General features: G+C 40.7%; 18 protein-coding genes and 3 pseudogenes. 4 read left to right on the top strand and 17 right to left on the bottom strand.

All coding sequences use genetic code 11. From position 1 onward, the window contains the following. Positions 1–7 precede the first annotated feature (7 nt). Positions 8–529 (bottom strand): RNA pyrophosphohydrolase, encoded by a 522-nt coding sequence (gene rppH / locus ACU8V8_RS03045; RefSeq protein ID WP_256826601.1) that lies wholly within the window; start codon positions 527–529, stop codon positions 8–10. 531 nt (positions 530–1,060) lie between these two features. Here rppH and mutH point away from each other — a divergent pair. Continuing rightward, a complete protein-coding gene (gene mutH, locus ACU8V8_RS03040; protein WP_446888801.1) occupies positions 1,061–1,732 on the top strand; it encodes a DNA mismatch repair endonuclease MutH in 672 nt (223 codons plus the stop codon). Positions 1,733–1,898: 166 nt separating this feature from the next. Here the strand turns inward: mutH and eno are convergent, their stop codons facing one another. The 5 genes and pseudogenes from eno to rlmD all read right to left on the bottom strand — a co-directional run bounded on the left by eno (position 1,899) and on the right by rlmD (position 9,402). After that, positions 1,899–3,197 (bottom strand): phosphopyruvate hydratase, encoded by a 1,299-nt coding sequence (gene eno / locus ACU8V8_RS03035; RefSeq protein WP_087533781.1) that lies wholly within the window; start codon positions 3,195–3,197, stop codon positions 1,899–1,901. A gap of 108 nt (positions 3,198–3,305) precedes the next feature. Beyond that, positions 3,306–4,940: a CTP synthase gene (locus ACU8V8_RS03030; protein WP_446888800.1), complete on the bottom strand. Its 1,635-nt coding sequence runs from the start codon at positions 4,938–4,940 to the stop codon at positions 3,306–3,308. Between the two features lie 160 nt (positions 4,941–5,100). Further along, the gene (gene mazG / locus ACU8V8_RS03025; RefSeq protein WP_446888799.1) at positions 5,101–5,901 is read right to left on the bottom strand and encodes a nucleoside triphosphate pyrophosphohydrolase; all 801 of its coding nucleotides are present in this window, start codon (positions 5,899–5,901) and stop codon (positions 5,101–5,103) included. Between the two features lie 8 nt (positions 5,902–5,909). Then, positions 5,910–8,068: pseudogene (gene relA / locus ACU8V8_RS03020) on the bottom strand (GTP diphosphokinase). An 8-nt stretch (positions 8,069–8,076) separates the two neighbouring features. Beyond that, positions 8,077–9,402, bottom strand: a complete 1,326-nt coding sequence (gene rlmD, locus ACU8V8_RS03015; RefSeq protein ID WP_446888798.1) for a 23S rRNA (uracil(1939)-C(5))-methyltransferase RlmD — start codon at positions 9,400–9,402, stop codon at positions 8,077–8,079. A 98-nt stretch (positions 9,403–9,500) separates the two neighbouring features. Between rlmD and barA the strand changes: the two are divergent. Next, a pseudogene (gene barA, locus ACU8V8_RS03010) lies at positions 9,501–12,268 on the top strand (two-component sensor histidine kinase BarA). 21 nt (positions 12,269–12,289) lie between these two features. Here the strand turns inward: barA and ACU8V8_RS03005 are convergent. Then, entirely contained in the window at positions 12,290–13,264 is a 975-nt protein-coding gene (locus tag ACU8V8_RS03005; protein WP_446888797.1) for a hypothetical protein, read from the bottom strand. A gap of 118 nt (positions 13,265–13,382) precedes the next feature. Between ACU8V8_RS03005 and ACU8V8_RS03000 the strand changes: the two genes are divergently transcribed. Next, positions 13,383–13,850 carry a YcxB family protein gene (locus ACU8V8_RS03000; protein WP_446888796.1) on the top strand — a complete coding sequence of 156 codons (468 nt, stop codon included), beginning with the start codon at positions 13,383–13,385 and terminating at the stop codon, positions 13,848–13,850. A gap of 34 nt (positions 13,851–13,884) precedes the next feature. On the opposite strand, the gene csrA is transcribed toward ACU8V8_RS03000, so the two are convergent. The 6 genes and pseudogenes from csrA to ACU8V8_RS02970 form a co-directional block, all read right to left on the bottom strand. Further along, the gene (gene csrA / locus ACU8V8_RS02995) at positions 13,885–14,076 is read right to left on the bottom strand and encodes a carbon storage regulator CsrA (RefSeq protein WP_004587515.1); all 192 of its coding nucleotides are present in this window, start codon (positions 14,074–14,076) and stop codon (positions 13,885–13,887) included. An 89-nt stretch (positions 14,077–14,165) separates the two neighbouring features. Then, entirely contained in the window at positions 14,166–15,383 is a 1,218-nt protein-coding gene (locus ACU8V8_RS02990) for an aspartate kinase (protein WP_446888795.1), read from the bottom strand. A gap of 6 nt (positions 15,384–15,389) precedes the next feature. Beyond that, positions 15,390–17,990 carry an alanine--tRNA ligase gene (alaS, locus tag ACU8V8_RS02985; RefSeq protein ID WP_446888794.1) on the bottom strand — a complete coding sequence of 867 codons (2,601 nt, stop codon included), beginning with the start codon at positions 17,988–17,990 and terminating at the stop codon, positions 15,390–15,392. Positions 17,991–18,010: 20 nt separating this feature from the next. Further along, positions 18,011–18,463, bottom strand: a complete 453-nt coding sequence (locus tag ACU8V8_RS02980) for a regulatory protein RecX (RefSeq protein ID WP_446889570.1) — start codon at positions 18,461–18,463, stop codon at positions 18,011–18,013. 8 nt (positions 18,464–18,471) lie between these two features. Beyond that, positions 18,472–19,256 (bottom strand): annotated as a pseudogene (locus ACU8V8_RS02975) (BPSS1780 family membrane protein). A gap of 78 nt (positions 19,257–19,334) precedes the next feature. Next, on the bottom strand, positions 19,335–19,958 hold the full coding sequence (locus ACU8V8_RS02970) for a GTP cyclohydrolase II (protein WP_446888793.1): 624 nt from the start codon (positions 19,956–19,958) through the stop codon (positions 19,335–19,337). A 269-nt stretch (positions 19,959–20,227) separates the two neighbouring features. Here ACU8V8_RS02970 and ACU8V8_RS02965 point away from each other — a divergent pair, with 269 nt between their 5' ends. Next, entirely contained in the window at positions 20,228–21,310 is a 1,083-nt protein-coding gene (locus ACU8V8_RS02965) for an energy transducer TonB (protein WP_446888792.1), read from the top strand. Positions 21,311–21,346: 36 nt separating this feature from the next. Here the strand turns inward: ACU8V8_RS02965 and ACU8V8_RS02960 are convergent, their stop codons facing one another. The 4 genes from ACU8V8_RS02960 to ACU8V8_RS02945 all read right to left on the bottom strand — a co-directional run bounded on the left by ACU8V8_RS02960 (position 21,347) and on the right by ACU8V8_RS02945 (position 23,473). Then, positions 21,347–21,790, bottom strand: a complete 444-nt coding sequence (locus tag ACU8V8_RS02960) for a low molecular weight protein-tyrosine-phosphatase (protein ID WP_446889569.1) — start codon at positions 21,788–21,790, stop codon at positions 21,347–21,349. Between the two features lie 9 nt (positions 21,791–21,799). Beyond that, positions 21,800–22,240 carry a tetratricopeptide repeat protein gene (locus ACU8V8_RS02955; RefSeq protein WP_446888791.1) on the bottom strand — a complete coding sequence of 147 codons (441 nt, stop codon included), beginning with the start codon at positions 22,238–22,240 and terminating at the stop codon, positions 21,800–21,802. Positions 22,241–22,326: 86 nt separating this feature from the next. Further along, on the bottom strand, positions 22,327–22,833 hold the full coding sequence (locus ACU8V8_RS02950; protein WP_446888790.1) for a hypothetical protein: 507 nt from the start codon (positions 22,831–22,833) through the stop codon (positions 22,327–22,329). A gap of 133 nt (positions 22,834–22,966) precedes the next feature. Beyond that, a complete protein-coding gene (locus ACU8V8_RS02945; RefSeq protein ID WP_446888789.1) occupies positions 22,967–23,473 on the bottom strand; it encodes a DUF3087 domain-containing protein in 507 nt (168 codons plus the stop codon). Positions 23,474–23,541 lie beyond the last annotated feature (68 nt).

The following is a 23,541-nucleotide window of genomic DNA, read 5'->3' as shown; positions in this document are numbered from 1 at the left end:
GCTGTCCTTATCTACCTTTATGTCGCCATGAATCTTTTGACTGCTCACGCTTATTAAACGGCATTGCGAACGGTGCAAACTCTTTCATAACACGTCGATATACATCGCGTTTAAATGACACCACCTGACGTACAGGATACCAATAACTCACCCAACGCCAATCATCAAACTCTGGATGGTGCGTTTTCAGTAAGTCTACATCTTCGTCTTTACAACGAAGTTTCAGTAAAAACCATTTTTGCTTTTGCCCAATACACACCGGACTCGAGTCGCGGCGGATTAATCGTTTGGGTAATTTATAACGTAACCAATGTTTTGAACTCGCGACAATTTCTACATCTTCCGGGCGCAAGCCGACTTCTTCGTGTAATTCACGGTACATTGTTTGCTCTGGCGTTTCACCACTGTCGACACCCCCTTGCGGAAACTGCCAAGAATGTTGACCATAACGCCTAGCCCAAAAAACTTGTCCCTGATTATTGCAAATTACAATTCCGACATTGGCACGAAAACCTTCGGCATCAATCACCTTAGTGCCTCATTTGTAAGTCGATTTTTAACGATTGTTCCACATTAGCCGCGTTACGGCAAACACTATTATAATCTACCAAGGTTCACTAACAAATTTGCCTGCCAATTCAGTGCAATATTTAATCACTCATGAGTTATAACAACCAGTTACTATAATTATAAGTAATACTACAAGGGTTTTACTCACTTTACTCACAGCTTGTGCATAACTTTAGTTTATAGCGGTTATTTTGCAAACAAATCCACAATAAGCGATCATCTAAAACGCCTTTTCCACAGAATCTGTGGATAACGTTGTTCATATATCTGTATTTATCCCCGCAAACAATTTATTCTCAACCTCGAGTTGCAATTGCGAGAACACAAAAAAACATTAAAATCATTAAGTTACAAAAAAACAAACGCAGTTAAGCATTGCCCTAACGTTGACTTTAAAATAGCGGACAAAAAACAAGCAAAGACAAGGATATCCACGCTTACACGCTTTTGCTATCATGATGAATGAATTTATACAATAGAATAAAGTGCAATGCGAGTTAATAAACCAAAGTCAATCAATGAATTAATGCAACGTGTGAGCAACATAGCAGGCATGACATTGGGGCAGCTAGCTCAGCAGTATCAATTTAAAACACCTGACGATCTACTACGTAAAAAAGGCTGGGCTGGGCAGTTAATTGAGTATGTATTAGGGGCTACTGCGGGCTCAAAACCCACACCTGATTTTGAAGAACTAGGCGTTGAGCTAAAAACACTGCCAATCTCCTATAAAGGCAAACCACTTGAAACCACGTTCGTATCAGTTACGCCTTTGCTAAATGTAACAGGCATGACATGGCAACACAGTCATGTGCGTAACAAACTAAATCATGTTTTATGGCTGCCTATTTTAGGTGAACGCGATGTAATTCCCTTTGAACGAACCATTGGCAGTGGCTTTTTATGGCAGCCAAGCGCTGAACAAGATGCGCAATTACAACGGGATTGGGAAGAGCAAATGGAATTAATTGCCCTTGGGCGCATTGATGAGATCTCAGGTCATTTGGGTGATGTAATGCAAATACGGCCAAAAGCAGCAAATAGTAGAATCGTCACCGATGCTATCGGACCAAATGGTAAGCTCATCAAAACCCTCCCCCGCGGGTTTTATTTAAAGACCAACTTTACTGGGGAGATTTTAAAACAACAGTTTCAGCTTTAAAATACCTTTAAATAATGCGACTCGGGTTAGCAATCACGGCTAAAACCGTTTCCTACGGGCCTCAGAATAATTTATATTGGTGGGCTTTATGTTACGAAAATTAAGATTTAACAAAAAATCCCCGCCTAAGCGAGGATTTTTAAACGTTTTATCAGATGCTAAAGAATTACTGACCTTTAACTTCTTTTAGACCATTAAATGGTGCTTTAGCACCTAGCGCCTCTTCAATACGAAGAAGTTGGTTGTACTTAGCAACACGATCAGAACGGCTTAATGAACCTGTTTTGATTTGACCTGCAGCAGTACCAACAGCTAGATCTGCAATTGTTGCGTCTTCTGTTTCACCAGAGCGGTGAGAGATAACAGCTGTAAAACCTGCATCTTTTGCCATTTTGATTGCTGCTAACGTTTCAGTTAGTGAGCCAATCTGGTTAAATTTAATTAAGATAGAGTTAGCAATGCCGTTGTCGATACCGCGTTTTAAAATCTTAGTATTTGTAACGAACAAGTCATCACCCACTAACTGAACTTTATCGCCCATTAGTTTTGTTTGATGTGCGAAGCCATCCCAGTCAGACTCATCAAGACCATCTTCGATAGATACAATTGGGTATTGCTCAGTAAGTTGTTGTAAGAATAAATTAAACTCTTCAGACGTGAACTTTTTACCTTCACCTTTAAGGTCGTAGATATTTGCTTCTTTGTCATAAAACTCAGAGGCAGCACAATCTAGCGCTAAAGTGATATCTTTACCAAGCTCGTAACCTGCATTAGCAACAGCTACTTTAATTGCAGCAAGTGCAGCTTCGTTAGACTCAAGGTTTGGAGCAAAACCACCTTCATCACCTACCGCTGTAGAATGACCGTCGGCTTTAAGTACTTTTGCAAGGCTGTGGAATACTTCAGCACCCATGCGTAGTGCTTCACGGAAGTTAGCAGCGCCAACAGGTTGAATCATGAATTCTTGAATATCAACTGAGTTATCAGCATGCTCACCACCATTGATGATGTTCATCATTGGTAATGGCATAGAGTAAACACCTGGTGTACCGTTTAGATCAGCAATATGCTCATATAACTCTACTTTTTTCGATTGTGCAGCAGCTTTTGCAGTTGCAAGTGAAACAGCTAAGATTGCATTGGCACCTAGTTTTTCTTTATTTTCAGTACCATCTAAATCTAGCATTACTTGGTCAACAGTGCTTTGCTCTAAAGCGTTTTGGCCTTCTAATGCGCTATTAATTTCGTTATTAATATAACCAACTGCAGTTAAAACACCTTTACCTAAATAACGTGCTTTATCACCATCACGTAATTCTAGTGCTTCGCGAGTACCTGTTGATGCACCAGATGGTGCAGCAGCGCGACCCCAAGAACCGTCAGCTAAATGTACATCAGCTTCAACTGTAGGGTTACCACGCGAATCCATAATTTCGCGACCAATCACTTTTACGATATTTGACATCTCGATTCCTCTTTTCCCAAAATGGTGAGTTTGTCGGCTTTATTAATTTTCCTTAATACCGCCGCTTTAAAAACAAATAAGCCGTGCATAGAGCACGGCTTATTCACATTACGATGACGCTTTTTGATGAGTGTGCGCAGCTGCAACAAACCCTTCAAATAGCGGGTGACCATCACGTGGTGTTGACGTGAATTCCGGATGGAATTGCGCGGCAATAAACCAAGGGTGATCTTTATTCTCAATAATTTCGACTAGTTTCTTGTCTTCAGATAAACCAGTAAAGCTTAAACCAGCTTGCTCAAGCTGTGCAACAAAGTTGTTGTTTACTTCGTAACGGTGACGATGACGTTCAACGATTTCATCACTACCATATACTTCATGCACTTTTGAGCCAGGAGTTAAATGACATTTTTGAGCGCCTAAACGCATAGTGCCACCTAAATCAGAACCTTCATCACGTACTTCAATATTACCTTCGGCATCTTGCCATTCAGTAATTAAACCAACAACAGCATTAGTCGATTTTAAGTTAAACTCAGTCGAATTAGCATCTTCAAGACCTGCAACATTACGTGCATACTCAATAAGAGCTACTTGCATACCTAAGCAAATACCAAGGTAAGGTACTTTATTTTCACGAGCATATTTAGCCGCTAAAATTTTACCTTCAACACCACGACTACCAAAACCACCTGGTACTAAAATAGCATCAAGGTGAGCCAGTAACTCAGTGCCTTTGCTCTCAAGATCTTGAGAATCAACGTATTCAATGTTAACTGTTAAACGGTTTTTAAGGCCTGCATGTTTAAGTGCTTCATTTACTGATTTATATGCATCTGGTAGTTCAATGTATTTACCAACCATACCAATTGTCACTTCACCCGTAGGGTTAGACTCTTGGTATAACACTTGTTCCCATTCAACTAAGTCAGCCTCTGGCGCTTCTAAATGGAAACGACGGCACACAAAGTGATCAAGCTCTTGAGATTTTAATAGAGCTGGAATTTTATAAATGCTGTCTACATCTGGTAACGAAATAACAGCTTTCTCTTCAACGTTAGTGAAAAGTGCTATTTTTGCGCGTTCGTTATTTGGTAGTTTACGATCAGAACGACAAATAAGAATGTCTGGTTGAATACCAATCGAACGTAACTCTTTAACCGAGTGTTGCGTTGGTTTTGTTTTCACTTCGCCCGCAGGGCCTAAGAATGGCACTAACGTTAAGTGAATAAACAATGCGCGCTCACGGCCAATTTCTGTACCTAGCTGACGAATTGCTTCTAAGAACGGTTGTGACTCGATATCACCTACCGTTCCACCAATTTCAACGATTGCCACATCATGACCTTCAGCACCGTCATAAACACGTTGCTTAATATCGTTAGTAATATGTGGAATTACCTGAATAGTCGCACCAAGGTACTCACCACGACGCTCACGACGCAGTACATCTTCATATACACGGCCTTGTGTGAAGTTGTTACGGCTTGTCATTTTGGTACGAATGAAACGCTCATAGTGACCTAAATCAAGGTCTGTTTCTGCACCGTCTTCGGTGACAAATACTTCACCGTGTTGAATTGGGCTCATTGTGCCTGGGTCAACGTTGATGTAAGGATCCAGCTTTAAAATGGTAACATTTAAACCACGGGCCTCTAAAATAGCTGCCAACGATGCTGCTGCAATACCTTTACCCAACGAAGAAACAACCCCGCCGGTAACGAAGATAAATTTTGTACTCATGCGAACCCTAGAATATCAGGAATTAAAAGGAATATAATACCCAAACAAGTGATTTTGGAATATGTTCAAGACGGGGCGAAATTATAGCAAAAGGCTCACTATCAATCCAGCAGAAATTAGCTATTGAGCGCACAAAAAACAACCGCGATAATTTACTTATTTAAGCCTGCTTTTTAATTGCCTCCCACGCAGCGTCCATTTCATCGAGTGTTGCCGTTTCGAGCGATTGACCTCTGGCTTGCAAATACGCCTGAACTTTTTCAAACCGCGCCGAAAACTTATCATTTGCACTACGAAGTAATTGTTCTGGGTCTCGTTTTATATGTCGAGCCACATTAACAGTAGCAAATAACAGGTCACCGACCTCTTCTGCACTATGTTCAGAAAAGGGATCAACTCCTAATGCTTCTTTAACTTCATCAACTTCTTCAGCCACTTTTTCAAGTGCGCCGTGATAACTTGGCCAATCAAAACCGAGCCCTGATACCCGTTGTTGAATCTTTTTTGCTTTACTAAGCCCTGGCAGGTTTGCAGGTATGTCTTGCCATAAAGCGGGAGGATTACCCAAATTTTTCGTTGCCCGCTCTTGGGCTTTTATCGCTTGCCATTGCTGTGCAACCTGCTGCTCGGACAACTCACTATTGCTTGCAAAAACATGAGGGTGGCGCCTCACTAATTTATCATTTAATGCGCTTATTACGTCTTCAAAGTCAAAGAGTTTTTGCTCCGCGGCCAACTGGGCATAAAAAATCACTTGAAACAGTAAATCACCGAGCTCAGTTTTAAGCTCAGTAAAATCGCCACGCTCAATACAATCAGCGACTTCGTAAGCCTCTTCGAGTGTATGCGGCACGATGGATTTAAAGTCTTGCTTCAAATCCCATGGGCAACCGTTTTGCGGATCGCGAAGTTTAGCCATAATGGCTAATAACTCTGGTAATGCACTGACCGACTTACTCATACAACCCTCTACTGACCTCGTTTAGCTTGGTGAACGCCTTCAATTTGATCCAGCTTTGATAACAAGCGATTAGTGCCTGATAAATCATGCACTTCAACTTGCATCGTGAATTTAGCTAATTGCCTGTCTTCAAGGGTTTCCATATTCATATTCAACACATTTACTTTTTCATTCGCAAGCACTGAGCTGATATCACGAATAAGGCCTGCCCTATCGCTTGCCTCTATTTTAATACTTAGTGCATATGAGCCATTTATTTCATCTGACCAACTTACCGCTATGACACGTTCTGGGTGTTTATTTTTTAAATTATTAAATGAATCACAGTCATCGCGGTGAACAGCGATACCCCGACCTTGGAGTGATATAGCCGATAATCTGCTCACCCGGTACTGGGCGACAGCACTTAGCAACGTGACTCATTAAACTGCCTACGCCATCAACCACAATCCCGTTTTTATCCCCGCTCATTTTAGTTGGGTTTTTAAAGCGAATTACCGGTTCATCATCTGTACGGTCAGTTATAAAGTTAAGTAACTGGTTTAAACGCACATCCCCCGCACCAATAGCAACGAGTAAGTCATCAAGCTCTTTAAAGTTATAGCGCGCGATAGCAGGTTCAAGATCTTTATATGTCAGCTCAAGTTTTTGCAATTCATTATCTAAAATCTCTTTACCAGCACTTAAGTTTTTATCGCGATCAAGTTGTTTAAACCAATGATGGATTTTCGCTCGCGCTCGTGATGATTTAATATAACCTAAAGATGGGTTTAACCAATCACGGCTCGGATTTGGCTGTTTTTGCGTAAGAATTTCAACCTGATCCCCCGTGCTCAACTGGTGAGTAAACGGCACTATTTTACCAAACACCTTTGCACCAATGCAGCGATGCCCAACATTTGAATGAATGTAATAGGCAAAATCTAGAGGCGTTGCCCCTAGCGGCAGGTCAAAAATATCGCCACGTGGGGTAAATACATACACGCGGTCTTCGACCACTTGGTTTTTAAGTTCGTCAGCTAAATCACTGCCATCAACCACTTCTTCTTGCCACTGAAGTAACTTACGCAACCAGCTGATCTTTTGTTCATATCCTGAGCCACGTCCAGGTAATGCGCCTTCTTTATACATCCAGTGTGCAGCTACACCCAGCTCTGCATCTTGGTGCATGGCGTGGGTACGAATTTGTATTTCAACTGTTTTACCCTCAGGGCCAAACACCACAGTATGAATAGATTGATAGCCATTTTGTTTTGGCGTTGCCACGTAATCATCAAATTCTTTATTAAGATGACGCCAATTAGTATGCACAATACCTAGTGCACCGTAGCAGTCCTGCAATTCATCAACCACAATACGCATCGCACGAATATCAAAAAAGTTGATCAAATTCGTAGTTCTTTTGCGCCATTTTTTTGTAAATGCTGTAAATATGCTTTGGTCTGCCATAAACCTCGGCTTGAATACCCACTTGTTCAAGCTTGGTTTTTACTTGCTCAACCATATCGGCCATATACGCTTCACGACCAAGGCGTTTATCATCTAATTGTTTGGCAATACTTTTATATAAATCCGGGTGAAGGTAACGAAAAGAAAGGTCTTCAAGCTCCCACTTTAATTGCCCTATACCTAAACGGTTTGCAAGCGGCGCAAAAATATCAGCCGTCTCTTTAGCGGCAATAACACGCTCTTCTTCGCTGGCATTTTTTAGTTCACGTAAATGGCATACTTGCTCTGCAAGCTTGATAACCACAGCTCTAACATCTTCAACCATGGCTAATAACATCCGACGAATGTTATCAACTTGCACAGTGCCATTACCTTGATGAGCTAATGTACTAATGGTAGCCATTTGCGCTACACCGGTTAGTAATGTTGCAACATGCTCGCCCATCACCTCAGTTACGGTATCAATAGAGACTAAATCAGCTAAAAAATAAGGCGTAATATAAGCCGTTGCCAAAGTATCGGCATCAAGATTCATCTCCACCAAAATTTCAACCATCTCCATGGCCATAATTTGGTGCTGTTGATCAGGTAATGCGGCACATAAACTATTTGCTTTAATTAATAGCTCACGTTTTTCTTGTGCGACTGCTAACAAATCTAGTCGGGTGCTAAAATCTACCGGCTTTTCTTGCTGGTGTGACTGTCTCGTAGCTACCATGTTGCGCTCTACCTCCGTTGAAATAACGCCATTGTTTCAATATGCCCAGTATGCGGAAACATATTCATTAGCCCTATCTTTTGCAGTGAAAATCCTGCCTGCGAAATAATTGCACTGTCACGGGCTAAAGTAACAGGATCGCAAGATACATATAAAATCGTCTTAAATTGCTTAAGCGGCAGTTGCTCTAAAATTGCTAATGCACCGGTACGAGAAGGATCTAGCAACAAAACATCTAGCTCTTTACTAAACCACGGTGCCTGCTCAATTGTTTGAGTTAAATCAAAACAATGAAATTGGGCATTCGCTATTTGGTTAGTTTGCGCATTTTGCCGTGCCATTGCAACCGCTGATGATACTCCTTCGACACCAATCACATTTTTTGCACATTTAGCCACCACTAAAGAGAAGTTACCGATACCGCAAAACAGATCAAGCACCTGTTCGTCCCCATTTAAGCTAAGCCAGTCAACAGCTTGGGTTAACATTGTTTGATTAACTTTGGCGTTAACTTGAATAAAATTTTCTAAGCCAAATTCAAACTTTAACTGTTGTGTTGGTAAGCGATAAAACGGTGTTGGTAAATGGTCATGTTCAATAAGCTGACTTTCACCTTGGAAAATAACTTGCCATTGTTGTGCTAAACCAATTTCAATAAGGGTTTGCTTGAGCGATTCACTTATGGTTTTGGTATGACGCAAGATAACAAAGTTTTGCTCATCTGCTTGGCATAATTGAATGTGGCTAACACTGCGTAATTCATGATGGGTATTTAAAAGCGTATCAAATTGATTAAAAACATCATCAAAAACGCTGCTCAACACCGGGCATTTATTAATGCTGATTATGTGCTTTGAACCTTGTGCCCTATAACCTACACGCATTTTTTTAGCGCTTTTGTCATACATTACGGCCAATCGAGCACTACGGCGGTAATGCTTAGACTCACTTAATAAGGGTGATTGCCACGCCATATCGTCTAATTTTGCAAATTTAGCAAACAACTGACTCACAGCAATTTGTTTTTCAACCAACTGTTGTTCCAATCGTAAGTGCTGTAACTGACAACCTCCACATTGATGATAATGCTCACAAAAAGGCTCAACTCTGGCATCACTCGCTTGTACTACTTTGAGTGTTTTTGCCACGCTATAACGCGCTTTATCTTCTGTTAACTGAGCTTTGACAACTTCGTTACTTAATGCACCACTGACAAAACACACTTTATTTTTGTGTTTGGCTATTCCTCGCCCTTGGTGATCCATGCCTGTGATGGTCAATGGCACTGTTTGCCCTGATAGGGTCTTTTTTTTAGCTTGAAAAAACTGCGCCATCAGGCAACACCTTACATATTGATTTAGCGGGCAAGATTGATTACTCGCTTATAAGTATATACTCTTAGATAACTAAAAATGATAACAACGTTTACTCTATGACTAAACTCGGTTTGCGCGACTCAGTTTTAACACTCACATTGATCCCCACCGTATTGATCGGATTATTACTCGGCGGTTATTTTACAATAAATCGTTACTTTGAGCTTGATGAAATATTATATCAGCAAGGGACAACTATTTCCGAGCCTTTATCCATCGCAATTGAGCAGCCTTTACTCGTTAAAAATAAGCAACAGCTCAATCGACTGATCAGCCATACTCATAACAAGCACTCTCCTGCCATAAAAACTATCGCTATTTTTGATGTAAATGCACAGCTCGTTCTGACCAGCAATTATCATCGTGATTTTGACGACCTTATGCTCAGCGAACATCTGAGCACTAATAAAACAACTAAAGTGGTGCAAAGTAGTGACTTTATTACTTTTTACACGCCAATCATAAATCACTCAACACCAGAAGCACACTGGAATGATACTGCATTTCAAACATCCATAGGCACAGTGATTGTTCAATTGAATAAAGACCAAGCGATTATTGGCCAGCAACAAGCGCTATTAGTCAGCGGCATAGTGATTATTTTTGCATTATTGTTAGCGGTTATTTTGGCAATACGTTTGAGTAGAATGTTCATGACTCCACTCAATAAGTTAGTACTTGCAACCGATAAGCTTACTGAAGGTAAAAGAGATACTGGGCTGAATACTCCAATGATGGGAGAGTTTGAACTACTACGCCAAGGTTTAAATACCATTTCAGATACCATGGTGATGCAAAAAGACGAAATGCAAAAGCACATCGACCAAGCCACCAGCGACTTACGTGAATCGCTAGAAATGTACGAAACACAAAATATCCAGCTCAATATTGCAAAAACAGACGCGCAAGATGCGAACCGAGTGAAATCTGACTTTTTAGCCAAAATGAGTCATGAATTACGTACTCCGCTCAATGGTGTTATTGGTTTTACTCGTCAACTACATAAAACGCCACTGAATAAGCACCAAAAAGGATTACCTAGATACCATTGAGCTTTCAGCCAATAGTTTGATGACCATTATCAGTGATATTTTAGATTTTTCTAAACTTGAAGCCGGTGCTATGGAGCTTGAATCTATCCAGTTTCAGTTGCGAGATAACATCAATGAAGTGCTCACACTTCTAGCTCCAAGCGCTGATGAAAAACAGTTAGAGCTGTCGATCTATATAAACCCGCAGGTGCCTGACAACATTACTGGTGATCCTACTCGTTTTAAACAAGTACTTATTAACCTCATCAGTAACGCGATTAAGTTTACTGAGAAAGGCGCTATTAAAGTCGACGTAGGGCATCGCTTATTAGATGAAGAGCGCACCTCTATTTTAGTATCTATAACAGATACGGGTGTAGGAATTCCTATGGATAAACAAGACGCCTTGTTTACACCATTCGGCCAAGCAGACTCCAGTATCACCCGTAAGTTTGGTGGCACCGGACTGGGCCTAATTATTACCAAACACATCGTTGAAGCGATGGGTGGGCGTATCACGTTAAACTCTGCACCGGGCCATGGCACATGCTTTACCTTTAACGGTGTATTTAATTTACCGAGTCATGGTTATAACAGTGACTTGCCAAGTAAATCGCTTGCCAATAAGCGTATCTTATATCTTGAACCACACGAGCACACCCACCATGCCGTATTATCATTATTAAACGAATGGGATACCCAAGTTACAGGTTGTTTTAGTGAAGAGTGCTTTTTAGAAGAAATTAATAAAGACTTTAACTACGACATTTGTATTATTGGCCATGTGGCTTCAGTTGATGAAATGCAGCGACTAAAAAGCTACATAAAAGCTGCACGCAACTCCACTGATTATCTTTATTTAATGCTCAACACCGTCTCGCATAGTATGCGTGAAGCATATATTGGCAGTGGCGCTGATGCGTGTTTAAGTAAACCGTTAAACCACCGTAAATTATGTGAAGTATTGGCCGCGCCATATCGCCTTGATCACCCGGTGCACAACCTTGAAGAAAATGATGAGAAGCTACTGCCACTGAAGGTATTAGTGGTTGATGATAACGACGCCAATTTAAAACTCATTTGTACTTTACTTGAAGAACAAATCGAAATGATTGATACCGCTCATAATGGTTCTCAAGCATATAGCCTAAGTAAAAGCCATAAATACGATATTATTTTTTATGGACATTCAAATGCCGATTATGGATGGTATTACTGCATGTAAACTCATTCGTGAATCATCTTTAAACGAAGATACACCTATTATAGCCGTAACCGCACATGCTCTAGCAGGTGAAAAAGAGCAGTTAATAAAAGATGGCTTTAAAGGTTATTTAACCAAGCCGATTGATGAAGACATGCTAAAACAGATCATTAGTGATCACAGCCCTAAGTCACCACTTAAACGCGATAAAAGCCGCCAAGAACAATCCCACTATGAACCACCGTTCAACAGCAGTTCGCTTGACTGGTCATTAGCACTGCAACGTGCTGGTGGCAAACATGAGCTTGCGCTTGAAATGCTAAATATGTTGCTATTAAGCGTACCAGAGACTTTACGTTTACTAGACGAGGCGATACAAAGTCAAGATTGTGAACATGTGCTAAGTATTATTCATAAATTCCATGGTGCATGTTGTTACACAGGTGTTCCTAAACTGAAAAATTTAGCTGAAGCTTTAGAAACAGCTTTGAAAAGTGATTGCGAACTAAGCCATATCGAACCTGAATTATTTGAGCTACAAGATGAACTTGAAAACTTGATAAAAGATGCAGGAATGGCGGATGATTAAATATACCCAATCAACCTTAGTTTAACGGCATTCCCGCGTTAATGGTTTGCCGGTTTTTAAGCTGCTTATTTGCCAGCGAAGCTGTCCATCATTAGGTGTTATGCGTACTCGGGTTATATCACTTACCATATAATCACCGGGTGCGTTTAAGCGTGTTAAGTGCTCACTGATCGATTGCTGGCAATAAGGCCCTGTATCACCATGAATAACCAGCACCGGCTTTTTAACCGACTCCGCAAAGTCGGCTATTGCTTCACGGTATACTTTAAAACCATCACAATTATCAACTACTGACTCACTGCAAGCGGGTTGCTCAGTGCCATGCGTATAAATATCTGCCTGAAAACCAATAACGTACCCTCTAGCATCAGGGTTGGCAGCGGATAACCATTCAAGGTTTAATTTATCTCGTTGCGCTGCTGCCTCATTAGCCTTGTGCCTATCTGTCATCAATATTTGCCTACGACCATTGTGAGTGCCAGCTATATGCAAGGTTTTAAATTCAACCCCAGCAAACTGCCAACGTGCGTTTTCCAGCATATTTTTTTGTGTTTTATAATCAGTTAATTTCCCTGCCTGTTGTTGATACTCTTGTGTGTACATTAAGGTTTTAATAAATGCTAACCTTTCGAGTTCATCATAACGCGGGCTTAGAGTAGCACGGTCGCAATCTGTCCACTCATTATCCCCAGGGGTATAAATAAAGGGTTGCTCAGTAAGGTTTCGAAGTAGTTGCTTATTACGCTCAAGTAGCTCATCTGTACACGGCTGCGAGCCAGCTTTGATATCGCCTAAATGCATTAAAAATCCATGGCGGGTGCGTTTTAATTTTTGACCTAATACTCCATCTTCACGTAAATTAGCAGTATCTATTGGAGTATATGGCATATCGGCAATAACTAAAAAGTCAGTATTAATTGCAGGGGTTGTCATTAACTCATTATTCGATAAAGCCCCAATAGATAAAACTAAGGTCATACTTACAGTTATGAACATACATACTCCTTTAAATAAGCAATGCTATTAAACCATCTCATAATGACAGCTAAAAGAAACGGCTTTTTATATTTAGTCTTGTTAAAATACGGCAACTGATAAAATAAATAGCCAAATTATGCAATTTACCACCAGCTACACGCTTGATAAGCCCTACTTCTACGAATGTTTCGACGAGTCACTGCCTTACAGTGCGCAGGCCAAACCTAAATATGCTTTTTTAGTACTTTTAATTAGCTTAGGGTTAATTTCGATTTATGCGCTAGAGCAACACTACCTAGGCAACTTTATGATTATGGCTGCTGTTCTTGAATGCGTTGCTTTTTATTACCGTAGACCTTGGTGGGTCACAAGGCAAATGTTCAGTCGTGCATCTGGGTCAAAGGCAAAGTTAATAATTGATGAGCAAGGTTTTACGAGTGAAAACCCACATAAAAGCTATCAAATAAAATGGCAACAAATCGATGAGGTCATTTTTACACCTCGTGGTATTTTGCTTAAGAGTAAGCAAGGGATGCAATACATATCTAATAGTGTGTTGAGTGATGAGGCAATAAACTACATACAAAAAAGAGCCGCTAAATAGCGGCTCTTTTATATCAATTCAATTGATTCGTTGATTAAGCATTGCCCGGGTTAGGGTTAGACTTTTCAGCTTGAATACGCATGTAAATCTCTTCACGATGAACCGAAACGTCTTTAGGTGCATTTACACCAATACGTACTTGATTTCCTTTAACACCTAGTACAGTGACTGTTACTTCGTCACCAATCATTAGGGTTTCACCTACTCGACGAGTTAGTATTAGCATTCTCTTGCTCCCATATTCCAATAAATTAAAAGATTCCGCGTTCGTATCTTAAAGAAAATAAATCTTAAAAGTAAGTAAAAACTCTATTTCTATTCATTTTCTGTTAAAAAAACTCTGTGTAATGCACGAACAGCTAGCTCTAAATATTTTTCGTCGATCAAAACTGATATTTTTATCTCAGATGTTGATACCAACAACACTTTAATATTTTCTTGAGCAAGTGCATCAAAAAATAAACTTGCCACACCAGAGTGTGATTTCATACCTGCACCAACAGCTGAAACTTTTGCCACTGCCTGACAACCAGAAACTTCGGTACTATTTAATATATGGTGGTTGTTTTGTAATACTTCAAGCGCTTGTTCAAAATCATTGCTGTGCACAGTAAAAGCATAGTCTATTTTTTCAAATTTATGATTAACTTGATTAATCATATCTATTTCGATGCCATTATCTGCAAAAAGTTTCAAAATAGTAGCTAAATATTGTGTGCCAGCAGGCACGTTTTTGACCTGAATTAAACTTTCATCACGATTAAATGCGATTCCGGAGACTACGTTATTTTTCATGTCGGTTTGCTCAAAGCTTATCAAGGTACCTTGATCGGGGTTAAAACTAGATAATACGCGAAGCGGTAGATTATATTTTCCCGCCGCTTCAACACAGCGAATATGCAATACTTTAGCACCCAAACTGGCCATTTCGAGCATTTCTTCAAAGGTTACATGACTCATGCGCCGAGCTTTAGGCTCAATACGCGGATCAGTAGTGTATACGCCATCTACATCGGTATAAATTTGGCACTCGTCTGCACCAATGGCACCGGCAATTTCAACTGCTGAGGTATCAGTACCGCCACGACCCAATGTAGTGATATTACCTTCAATATCACGCCCCTGAAAGCCAGCAATAATTGCAATCCGGTTATGCTCTAGTTCCTGCTTTAAACGAGTAGCGGCAACATCTGTAATTCGGGCTTTACCAAACATGTTGTCTGTTTGAATATTTACTTGGTCGGCCAGTAAACTCACCGCAGAATGGCCACGCTTAATAATCGCCATCGCAAGCAAAGCAACTGAAACTTGCTCACCGGTGGTTAATAATACATCGAGTTCACGACTGCTCGGGCGAGCATCAATTTGTTTGGCAAGGTTAATAAGGCGGTTGGTCTCCCCTGACATTGCAGAGAGTACAACTACCACTTGGTGTCCCTGTTGCTTATTTTTAACAACAAGGTCGGCGACAGCTTCAATACGCTCGATAGAGCCTACCGAAGTGCCGCCAAACTTTTGAACTATAAGTGCCACTTAAGCTTATACGCGCTCAGTTAACCATGGCGTTACACTATCAAGTGCAGTGCTTAAGTTCTCAGGTTGCGAACCACCGGCTTGCGCCATATCAGGACGACCGCCGCCTTTACCACCGACTTGTGAAGCCATGTGATTTACCAGCTCACCAGCTTTAACTTTACCCGTTAAGTCTTTAGTAACACCTGCAATAAGGCTTACTTTAACACCATCTGCAACACCTAACGCAATAACGCCTGAGCCAATCTTGTTTTTCAGATCATCAACCATACCACGTAAGGCTTTTGATTCAGTCCCTTCAACATTAGCAACAAGTAATTTAACGCCGTTAATCTCAACCACAGAGTCTAGTAGTGATGCGCCAGCTGCACTGGCTAGTTTATCGTTAAGCTGTGCAATTTGCTTTTCAAGACCTTTTGACTTTTCAAGTAAAGCCGTTACTTTTTCAAGTACTGAGGCGCTGTCACCTTTCACAAGCGCGGCAACATCATTTAAATGTTGTTCTTGCTCGCTCACATAAGCAATTGCATCGGCGCCTGTTACGGCTTCAATTCGGCGAACACCTGCAGCAATACCACTCTCTGATACAATTTTAAATAAACCGATATCGCCAGCGCGCTTAACATGAGTACCGCCACATAGTTCAATTGAGTAATCACCAATGGTTACTACCCGAACTTCGTCATCGTATTTTTCACCAAACAAGGCCATTGCACCTTTTGCTTTAGCATCTTCAATGGCCATAAGCTCAGTATTTAGGGCAAAGTTACGACGAATTTCATCATTCACTACGCGCTCTATCTCGCGAAGCTCGTCTTTTGTTACGGCTTCAAAATGCGAGAAATCAAAACGCAAACGCTCAGGGTCAACTAAAGAGCCTTTTTGCGATACATGATCACCCAGTAATTGACGCAGTGCTTCATGCAAGATATGCGTAGCTGTGTGGTTCTTTTTAACGCGCTCACGACGTGCGTCATCAATTGTTGCTTCAACCTTATCGTTCACACCAATACGGCCCATTACAGTACCGTGGTGAGCAAATGCATTACCTAATTTTGTGGTATTGGTAACGCTAAACTCGCCACCAGCAACCACAAGTTTACCGGTATCGCCAATTTGGCCACCTGATTCTGCATAAAATGGCGTGCGGTCAAGTACTACAATGCCCTGCTCGCCATCTTCAAGTACAGAAACAGACTCACCTTGAGCAAACATTTCAATCACAGTGCCACTATAATGAGTCGCATCGTAGCCTTTAAAGTCAGTGTGTTTATCAGATTTTAATTGCTGGTTGTAATCGGCACCAAACTTACCTGCTTGCTGCGCAGTTTTACGCTGTACGTCCATGCACTCTTGAAAGCCTTGCTCATCAATCGTCATAAAACGTTCGCGGGCAACATCAGCGGTTAAATCAGCTGGGAAACCATAGGTATCGTACAGTTTAAATACTAATTCACCAGGGATCACATCACCGCTCAAGTTAGTTAAGCTATCTTCTAAAATAGCTAAGCCTCGCTCAAGCGTTTTACCAAACTGCTCTTCTTCGATACGTAATACTTTTTCGATAATTTCTTGCTGCTTAGCAAGCTCAGGATATGCTTGACCCATTTGCTCAATTAGCGCGGCAACTAATTTATAGAAAAATGCGCCTTGTGCGCCTAGCTTATTACCATGACGAACAGCACGACGAATAATACGGCGCAGTACATAACCACGACCTTCATTTGAAGGCATAACACCATCAGAAATTAAAAAGGCACATGAACGAATATGATCCGCCACTACACGTAATGACTTGTCACCCATATCTTGCGCATTAGTTACTACCGCAGCGGCTTTAATTAAACCTTGGAATAAATCGATTTCGTAGTTTGAATGCACGCCTTGTAAGATAGCAGCAATACGCTCAAGTCCCATGCCGGTATCAACAGACTGCTTTGGTAATGGTTCCATAGTGCCGTCGCTTTGACGGTTATATTGCATAAATACCAAATTCCAAATCTCGATGAAACGGTCACCATCTTCTTCAGATGAGCCTGGAGGTCCCCCCCAGATTTCTTCACCATGATCGTAGAATATTTCAGAGCATGGACCACACGGACCAGTATCACCCATTGACCAAAAGTTATCCGCGGTATCAATTCGGATAATACGTTCGCTTGGTAAGCCGATATCTTTTGACCAGTAATCAAACGCTTCTTCGTCAGTGTGGTAAATAGTCACGAGTAGCTTTTCTTGTGGAAGCTTCACAACTTCAGTTAAGAACTGCCACGCAAACTTTATTGCGTCTTGTTTGAAGTAATCACCAAAGCTAAAGTTACCTAACATTTCAAAAAATGTATGGTGACGCGCGGTATAACCTACGTTTTCTAAATCATTATGCTTACCACCGGCACGCACACAACGCTGTGAGCTGGTTGCACGGTTGTAAGGGCGGCTTTCTGCGCCTAAGAAAACATCTTTAAATTGCACCATACCGGCATTATTAAATAATAACGTCGCATCGTTGCCCGGAATTAGCGAGCTTGATGGAACAATTTGGTGTTGTTTAGAGGCAAAAAAGTCTAAAAACTGTTGCCTGATCTGTGCGGTAGTCATGTGCTGCATTTGAAAGTCTCACCCATTTTTTACTGTGCTTGCATTGCAAAATCTATTTGTTCGTAACTGAACCCTCGATACATTAAATAGCGCGTACGTTTGGCTTTTTCTTTGTAGTCGAAATCGTTCTGTGCATTTGAATACTTTTTTAAATACGCATCCTGCGCCAGTTGAAACCAGTCTATTTCCATTGTTTCAACAATTGTACTGAGCAAGGCTCTATCAATTCCCTTTGCCATGGCTTCGCTTTGTATACGCTTTAGGCCATGCTTTTTAGCAACTTGACGGCGAACAAACCCTTCAACATACCGCTGTTCATTGATAAAATTGTGCTCTTCACACCAATTCAGTAAATCATCGATAAATTCAGGTGTTGCCTCTTTTTGCTGTAATTTTTTAGTTAACTCACGGCGCGAATATTCTTGCCGACCAAGTAACCACAGTACATAATTTTTTAGCTTTTTTTTAAGTGCTTCGTCCATTTGCGTCATTAAGCGTCAAAACGCCCAGTGTCGTTATTTTGCGGCTCAGCAGGCGCGTTCTCGGCCGGTGGCACAACAGGCATAAAAATAGCCTGATATGAAACAAAAAAACTAATGTAGCAAATTGGCATTAAAACCAACAGCGGTAAGAAGGTTAAAAACGCAGATATAATCATAAATACAGCACAAATAGCGCCATACACACTCAATGGTGCCATATTATGATAAAACACCAGTAATGAGCTTTTAGTACTTCAAAAATACGTTTTTGTTGATTAAAGTATACCAGTGGAACTGCATAAGCGAACGCCGTTAGGTAAAACGAAACAGCTAATAAAAACAATACTAAATTGGCCATCGAGATACTCTCAATCACTTGTTGTAATGCAATATTGGGATCAACATTCGGGTCACTCATAATAGCCATCGCCTCACCAAACAAGCCATTTGCTAACAACGCCATTAAAACGCCCGCTGCCATTTGATAAAGCGCTAAACGCAGCAAGCCCATACGGTTACCTTTCGCTGAGAAAGGCTTAAGGATATCTGCCAGCATAATTTTTCCGCCTTGCTGTTTAGTTAGCACGGCTTGATAAAATCCAGCGGTTAAAAACGGAGTTGCTAAGGCTGCTATAATTTGTAGGAATGGCAAAAATAACGACAGTAAACCCACCACACCAATAAATAAATGCATAAAAATGAATGTGAGTGGCTGGGTTTTAAATATAAGCCAACCGGCTTTAAACCACTTAACCCCTGCTTCGGCTTTAAATACTCGTAACTCGATTGACATAGATGCTCTTAAATTAACAACAAAACACGCCGAGTATAACTCGGCGCTTAATGGGATTACAGGGGCGAGACTGTAAAACTACGGTTTTTTAACCTTCTTTATATCTAACATATGCGCACCGTGTTTAATTTTAGTTTCGAGGTAAGACTTATTACCAGCAACACCCGCCTTAATATGAGCGTGAGTGCCAATTACCGAATCAACTTCAATGCCGGCATCTTTTAAAGCGTTTAGCTTTTTCGGATTATTAGTCATCAATTTAACGTGAGTTAAGCCCATTGCCTCTAGCATTAAAACAGCATCAGAAAAGTCACGTAAATCATCAGCAAAACCTAAATGGTTATTTGCTTCATAGGTGTTCATACCTTGCGACTGCAGCACGTAAGCATCAATTTTATTATACAAACCAATACCACGCCCCTCTTGGCGAAGGTAGAGTAATATTCCGCCTTGTTCATGCATCATTTCGATGCACTCATTAAGTTGCTCACCACAATCACAGCGCGATGAATGAAATACATCACCGGTTAAACACTCTGAGTGCATGCGAATAAGCGGCACAGTCTGTTTACTATCGGCACTGTTAAATACCAAAGCAACATGCTCCTGACCATCATTTAAGCCGCTAAAGGAAATAATTTCTGCGGGTATATCACTGTTTTTGCCAACGTTTAGTTGGACTCTAGCTCTTACTTGCGCCACGACAAATCCAAATTTATAAAGTAAATGCGATACTGCAAATGTGATACTGTAAATCTAAGACCATCACAAAATAGCATTAATGAAGTTCATCGCAATAAGTGGTAACTATATTGAGGCTGTTACCTGCAATTCAAGTATTATACCCGAACCACCTCAAGATACGAGTTTCAAAAGACATTTCCTCCAATTTTGCTTTTATAACATATTACTCAATGACAATATCGTACCCATTTGATAGTCTTAGATTTCTAACAATAATAAGGATTATTATGAAAGCACCTGCATTAATACTGTGCTTAAGCCTCGCTTATAGCGGTTACGTATCAGCTGATGACAATTTAAATGAGCAATTTAAATCAGCCTACCAAGGTTATTTAGCGGCACAACAAGCCACGGACGATGCTTTACCTTTCGCTGAGCAAGCCTATAAATTGGGTAAAAAAGTTTACGGCCTGCAATCAGACAACACAGCAAATCTAGCTGTTAATTACGCTAACGAAATAGCCAATACCAATAAAGAATTAAAAGCTAAGCGTTACCAACTCTTCAACAGCGCTTATGAAATTTTACTAAACAATCATAGTGTAGAAAGTTTAGAACTTGTTGACTCTTTATCAGGCATGGCCAATAGCGCTCCTTCAGCAAATAGCGCTGCTGATTTATACGAGCAAACTATAGAGTTACTAGATAAGCAAGAGTTACCTAAACTTGCAGCGGACTTAAAACTTAGCGCCGCAAAAGACTTAGCTTATAACTACCGAGGTAGTAAATACCTAACAGCACGCAAGTATTTAGAGCAAGCAGATGAATACTATAGCAAAAATTTACCCGAAAACTCAGTTGAACGCATAAAAGCAGACTTCTTAGTGGCGGCATTTGCACAAGGGAAAAAGCGCTACAGCACAGCAATAGAGCGACTAAACCGTGTAGTCAGTGTATTTGATAAAGAGCTCAGCTTTGATCACCAAGCAGAGCTTTCTGCGCACTCAAAACTTGTCTACCTTTATGAGAAAGAAGGCCAAAGTGACGAAGCCACTAAACACTGTATCGCCATTGCTAAAATGGTGCCTTGGAAAGAGGATCAAGAACAAACTCCTTTATACCGAGAAAACCCTAAATACCCTGAAAATAAAGCAAAACAAAGAAGAGGTGGCTACGTTCAGATGCAGTTTAATGTGAGTGAGGCAGGCTTTGTTGAAAATATTGAAGTAATTAAATCTAAAGGCGGAACAGCCTTTGAAAGAGAAGCAATAAAGGCCATGGAAAAGTGGCGTTACGCACCTAAGTTTGAAAATGGCCAAGCCGTGGTTGCCACCACTAAAGTTCAACTTGATTTTAGGATCGGGAGCTAAGCAGCCAAGCCATACTATATGTAGCCCTTTATAGGGCTACGCTTTTAAGCTCGCAAGTAACGCATCGCTCGCATCTTCGATTAAGTCAAGCACCTGTTCAAAGCCATTATCGCCACCGTAATAAGGATCTGGGATCTGGTCAACATCACTGGCACCATAACTCAAGAACAGGGTTAATTTATACTGCAAATGTGCAGGACAAAGTGCTTTTAGATCAGCTAGATTCTGCTTATCTGCAGCCAAGATTAAATCAAAATATTCAAAGTCGCCCTGCTCTACTTGTCGTGCACGGATCCCTTTAAATGAATAACCTCGCTTTAAAGCCGCCGCTTGAGAGCGTTCATCAGGAGGGTTACCACTGTGATAAGCTGCCGTACCTGCTGAGTCGACCTCAAGTTCAACATTCTTTTGCAATGCCTTAGCACGTAAAATTGCCTCTCCTGTTGGAGAGCGGCAAATATTACCTAAACATACCACCAGTACTTTTTTTCACGCTTTAGATCCTTGTTTCTTAACTTTTAAATCAGCTAACAATTCATCAATTTCGGCTTTTAGCTCTTTATCCGAAATTTTATTTGCACTGACTTTGGCACTTTCCAGTGCAGTAATTGCCGCTTCTGCTTGCCCTAACTCAAGGTGCATAGTGGCTAATGAATAGCTTATTGATGACATGTAATCTTTCGCATTGATTGCAGTTGCTTTTGCTAACGCCTTTTCATAAAGCGTGATTGCATCAGCAAATTCATCGGTAAAGTCAGCGAGAGTTTCCCACTGTACAGGGTGATCTTTAGGCGTATTTTCATTCTCAGTACACAATGTAGATAGCTGCTCGTAAAGCATATCAAATCGCTTTTGATCTTTTCTTTGCGCTGCTTCTACCAGTTCACCAGCTAAATTAAGCACCACTTTGTACAGCTTAGTATTCATCATAATTAAAGACCCACGTGTTAAAAAACAATAATAGCATAGCTATATAGGCAATCTAAACGACCGCCTATATAATTTGGTATGTCTCACTAAAACTGGTAACTAAAGGTTATACCGGCATCAGGACGCTTTTCATTGCTATCTCTGCCTTCACCATAACCTAAGTCTAAGCGCATACGCCAACCAGGTTCATTTAAACCTCGAAACAAATAGCTATAGCTGACACCAATACCATTCGTGGTTTCTTCGTCAAATACTTCAGATAGCGCACACCCAAAAATAGAGCCAATAGAGCCAGATAAACTCTCATCGTCGGTTCTACATTCATCTTCATTGTCTTGAATCCCTAGCGCGCCAACAACTAAGCCTACTGCATGCTTTTTATTATCAGAAATCGCATGTTCAACCCCTATTGAAAAGCCATCATCTAAACCAATTTTATAATTAGCATACCAACGCTGATTGCCTTCGTTAGTCGAGAGTGACACTTCTGGCACTACAAAATAAGGGTAACCGCCACCGATAGAAAAGCTAACGTCATTTGCATAAGAATTTGTAACGGTAAGTAATAAGGTTGTCGCAATTAATAGCTTCATACTGCACTCTAATGAATTGAATTTTTAATGGGTAATAGCTTGAATTATAATACAACCAATTGTTGATTACCTATTTAAGGAGCAAAATATAAAAAACTATTTTTTATAACCATTCTCTATCACAGTTGCGATTTTAAAATGCTTTCAGAATGTCTTCATGGTAGTCGTTTTCATCAAGCTTAAGGTTAAATTTTTCTGCAACACTATCAAGCTCAGTTTGCTTAATCGCCAACTCGTCCATAGTAATCGTGTTATCGTCAAGCTGCCATAACAGCCGCGAGCCGGCGTAGCTATAATGAATAGCAAGTAAGGCATTCGCATCGCCTTCACGCCCTGCAGCCTTTAATTTAGCCATTTTACGGGTAATTTTATTGAGCGCTTGTTTAAGCTCCCACACGTACACCACTTCAGTCATGTAGTCATGTTTACGGTATTTGTTAAGTAAAAAAGCAATGGCAATACTGGTCACCACAACACCCAATAAATTCCAATGAAAGTGGCTGCCACTTTCATCCGGAAACAACGCAATCAAAATTTGCGAAATAGCTAAACTGCCGCCCGCCAACGCTAAACCGCAGCCAATAATAACGCGGTTTAAGTGCTTACGGTAACGAGCTTTATCAATTTGAATAAGTTGCATAACTGCCTAGTAAAATAAGAATAAAAATAACGAACCATTGTAACTAATAGCGCAAGCTTTTAGTACCA

The sequence above is a fragment of the Pseudoalteromonas sp. SaAl2 genome (assembly GCF_052947895.1).
This window is presented reverse-complemented; position numbering and strand designations above follow the sequence as displayed.

Excerpts from the sequence above, each read along its gene's own strand:
- ACU8V8_RS03005 (WP_446888797.1), bottom strand. The coding sequence starts at position 13,264 with ATGTTCATAACTGTAAGTATGACCTTAGTTTTATCTATTGGGGCTTTA.
- ACU8V8_RS02955 (WP_446888791.1), bottom strand. The coding sequence starts at position 22,240 with ATGATGAATACTAAGCTGTACAAAGTGGTGCTTAATTTAGCTGGTGAA.
- eno (WP_087533781.1), bottom strand. The coding sequence starts at position 3,197 with ATGTCAAATATCGTAAAAGTGATTGGTCGCGAAATTATGGATTCGCGT.
- mazG (WP_446888799.1), bottom strand. The coding sequence starts at position 5,901 with ATGAGTAAGTCGGTCAGTGCATTACCAGAGTTATTAGCCATTATGGCT.
- rlmD (WP_446888798.1), bottom strand. The coding sequence starts at position 9,402 with ATGGCGCAGTTTTTTCAAGCTAAAAAAAAGACCCTATCAGGGCAAACA.
- ACU8V8_RS02980 (WP_446889570.1), bottom strand. The coding sequence starts at position 18,463 with ATGGACGAAGCACTTAAAAAAAAGCTAAAAAATTATGTACTGTGGTTA.
- ACU8V8_RS02950 (WP_446888790.1), bottom strand. The coding sequence starts at position 22,833 with ATGAAGCTATTAATTGCGACAACCTTATTACTTACCGTTACAAATTCT.
- ACU8V8_RS02945 (WP_446888789.1), bottom strand. The coding sequence starts at position 23,473 with ATGCAACTTATTCAAATTGATAAAGCTCGTTACCGTAAGCACTTAAAC.
- mutH (WP_446888801.1), top strand. The coding sequence starts at position 1,061 with ATGCGAGTTAATAAACCAAAGTCAATCAATGAATTAATGCAACGTGTG.
- alaS (WP_446888794.1), bottom strand. The coding sequence starts at position 17,990 with ATGCAGCACATGACTACCGCACAGATCAGGCAACAGTTTTTAGACTTT.
- csrA (WP_004587515.1), bottom strand. The coding sequence starts at position 14,076 with ATGCTAATACTAACTCGTCGAGTAGGTGAAACCCTAATGATTGGTGAC.
- ACU8V8_RS03000 (WP_446888796.1), top strand. The coding sequence starts at position 13,383 with ATGCAATTTACCACCAGCTACACGCTTGATAAGCCCTACTTCTACGAA.
- ACU8V8_RS02965 (WP_446888792.1), top strand. The coding sequence starts at position 20,228 with ATGAAAGCACCTGCATTAATACTGTGCTTAAGCCTCGCTTATAGCGGT.
- ACU8V8_RS03030 (WP_446888800.1), bottom strand. The coding sequence starts at position 4,940 with ATGAGTACAAAATTTATCTTCGTTACCGGCGGGGTTGTTTCTTCGTTG.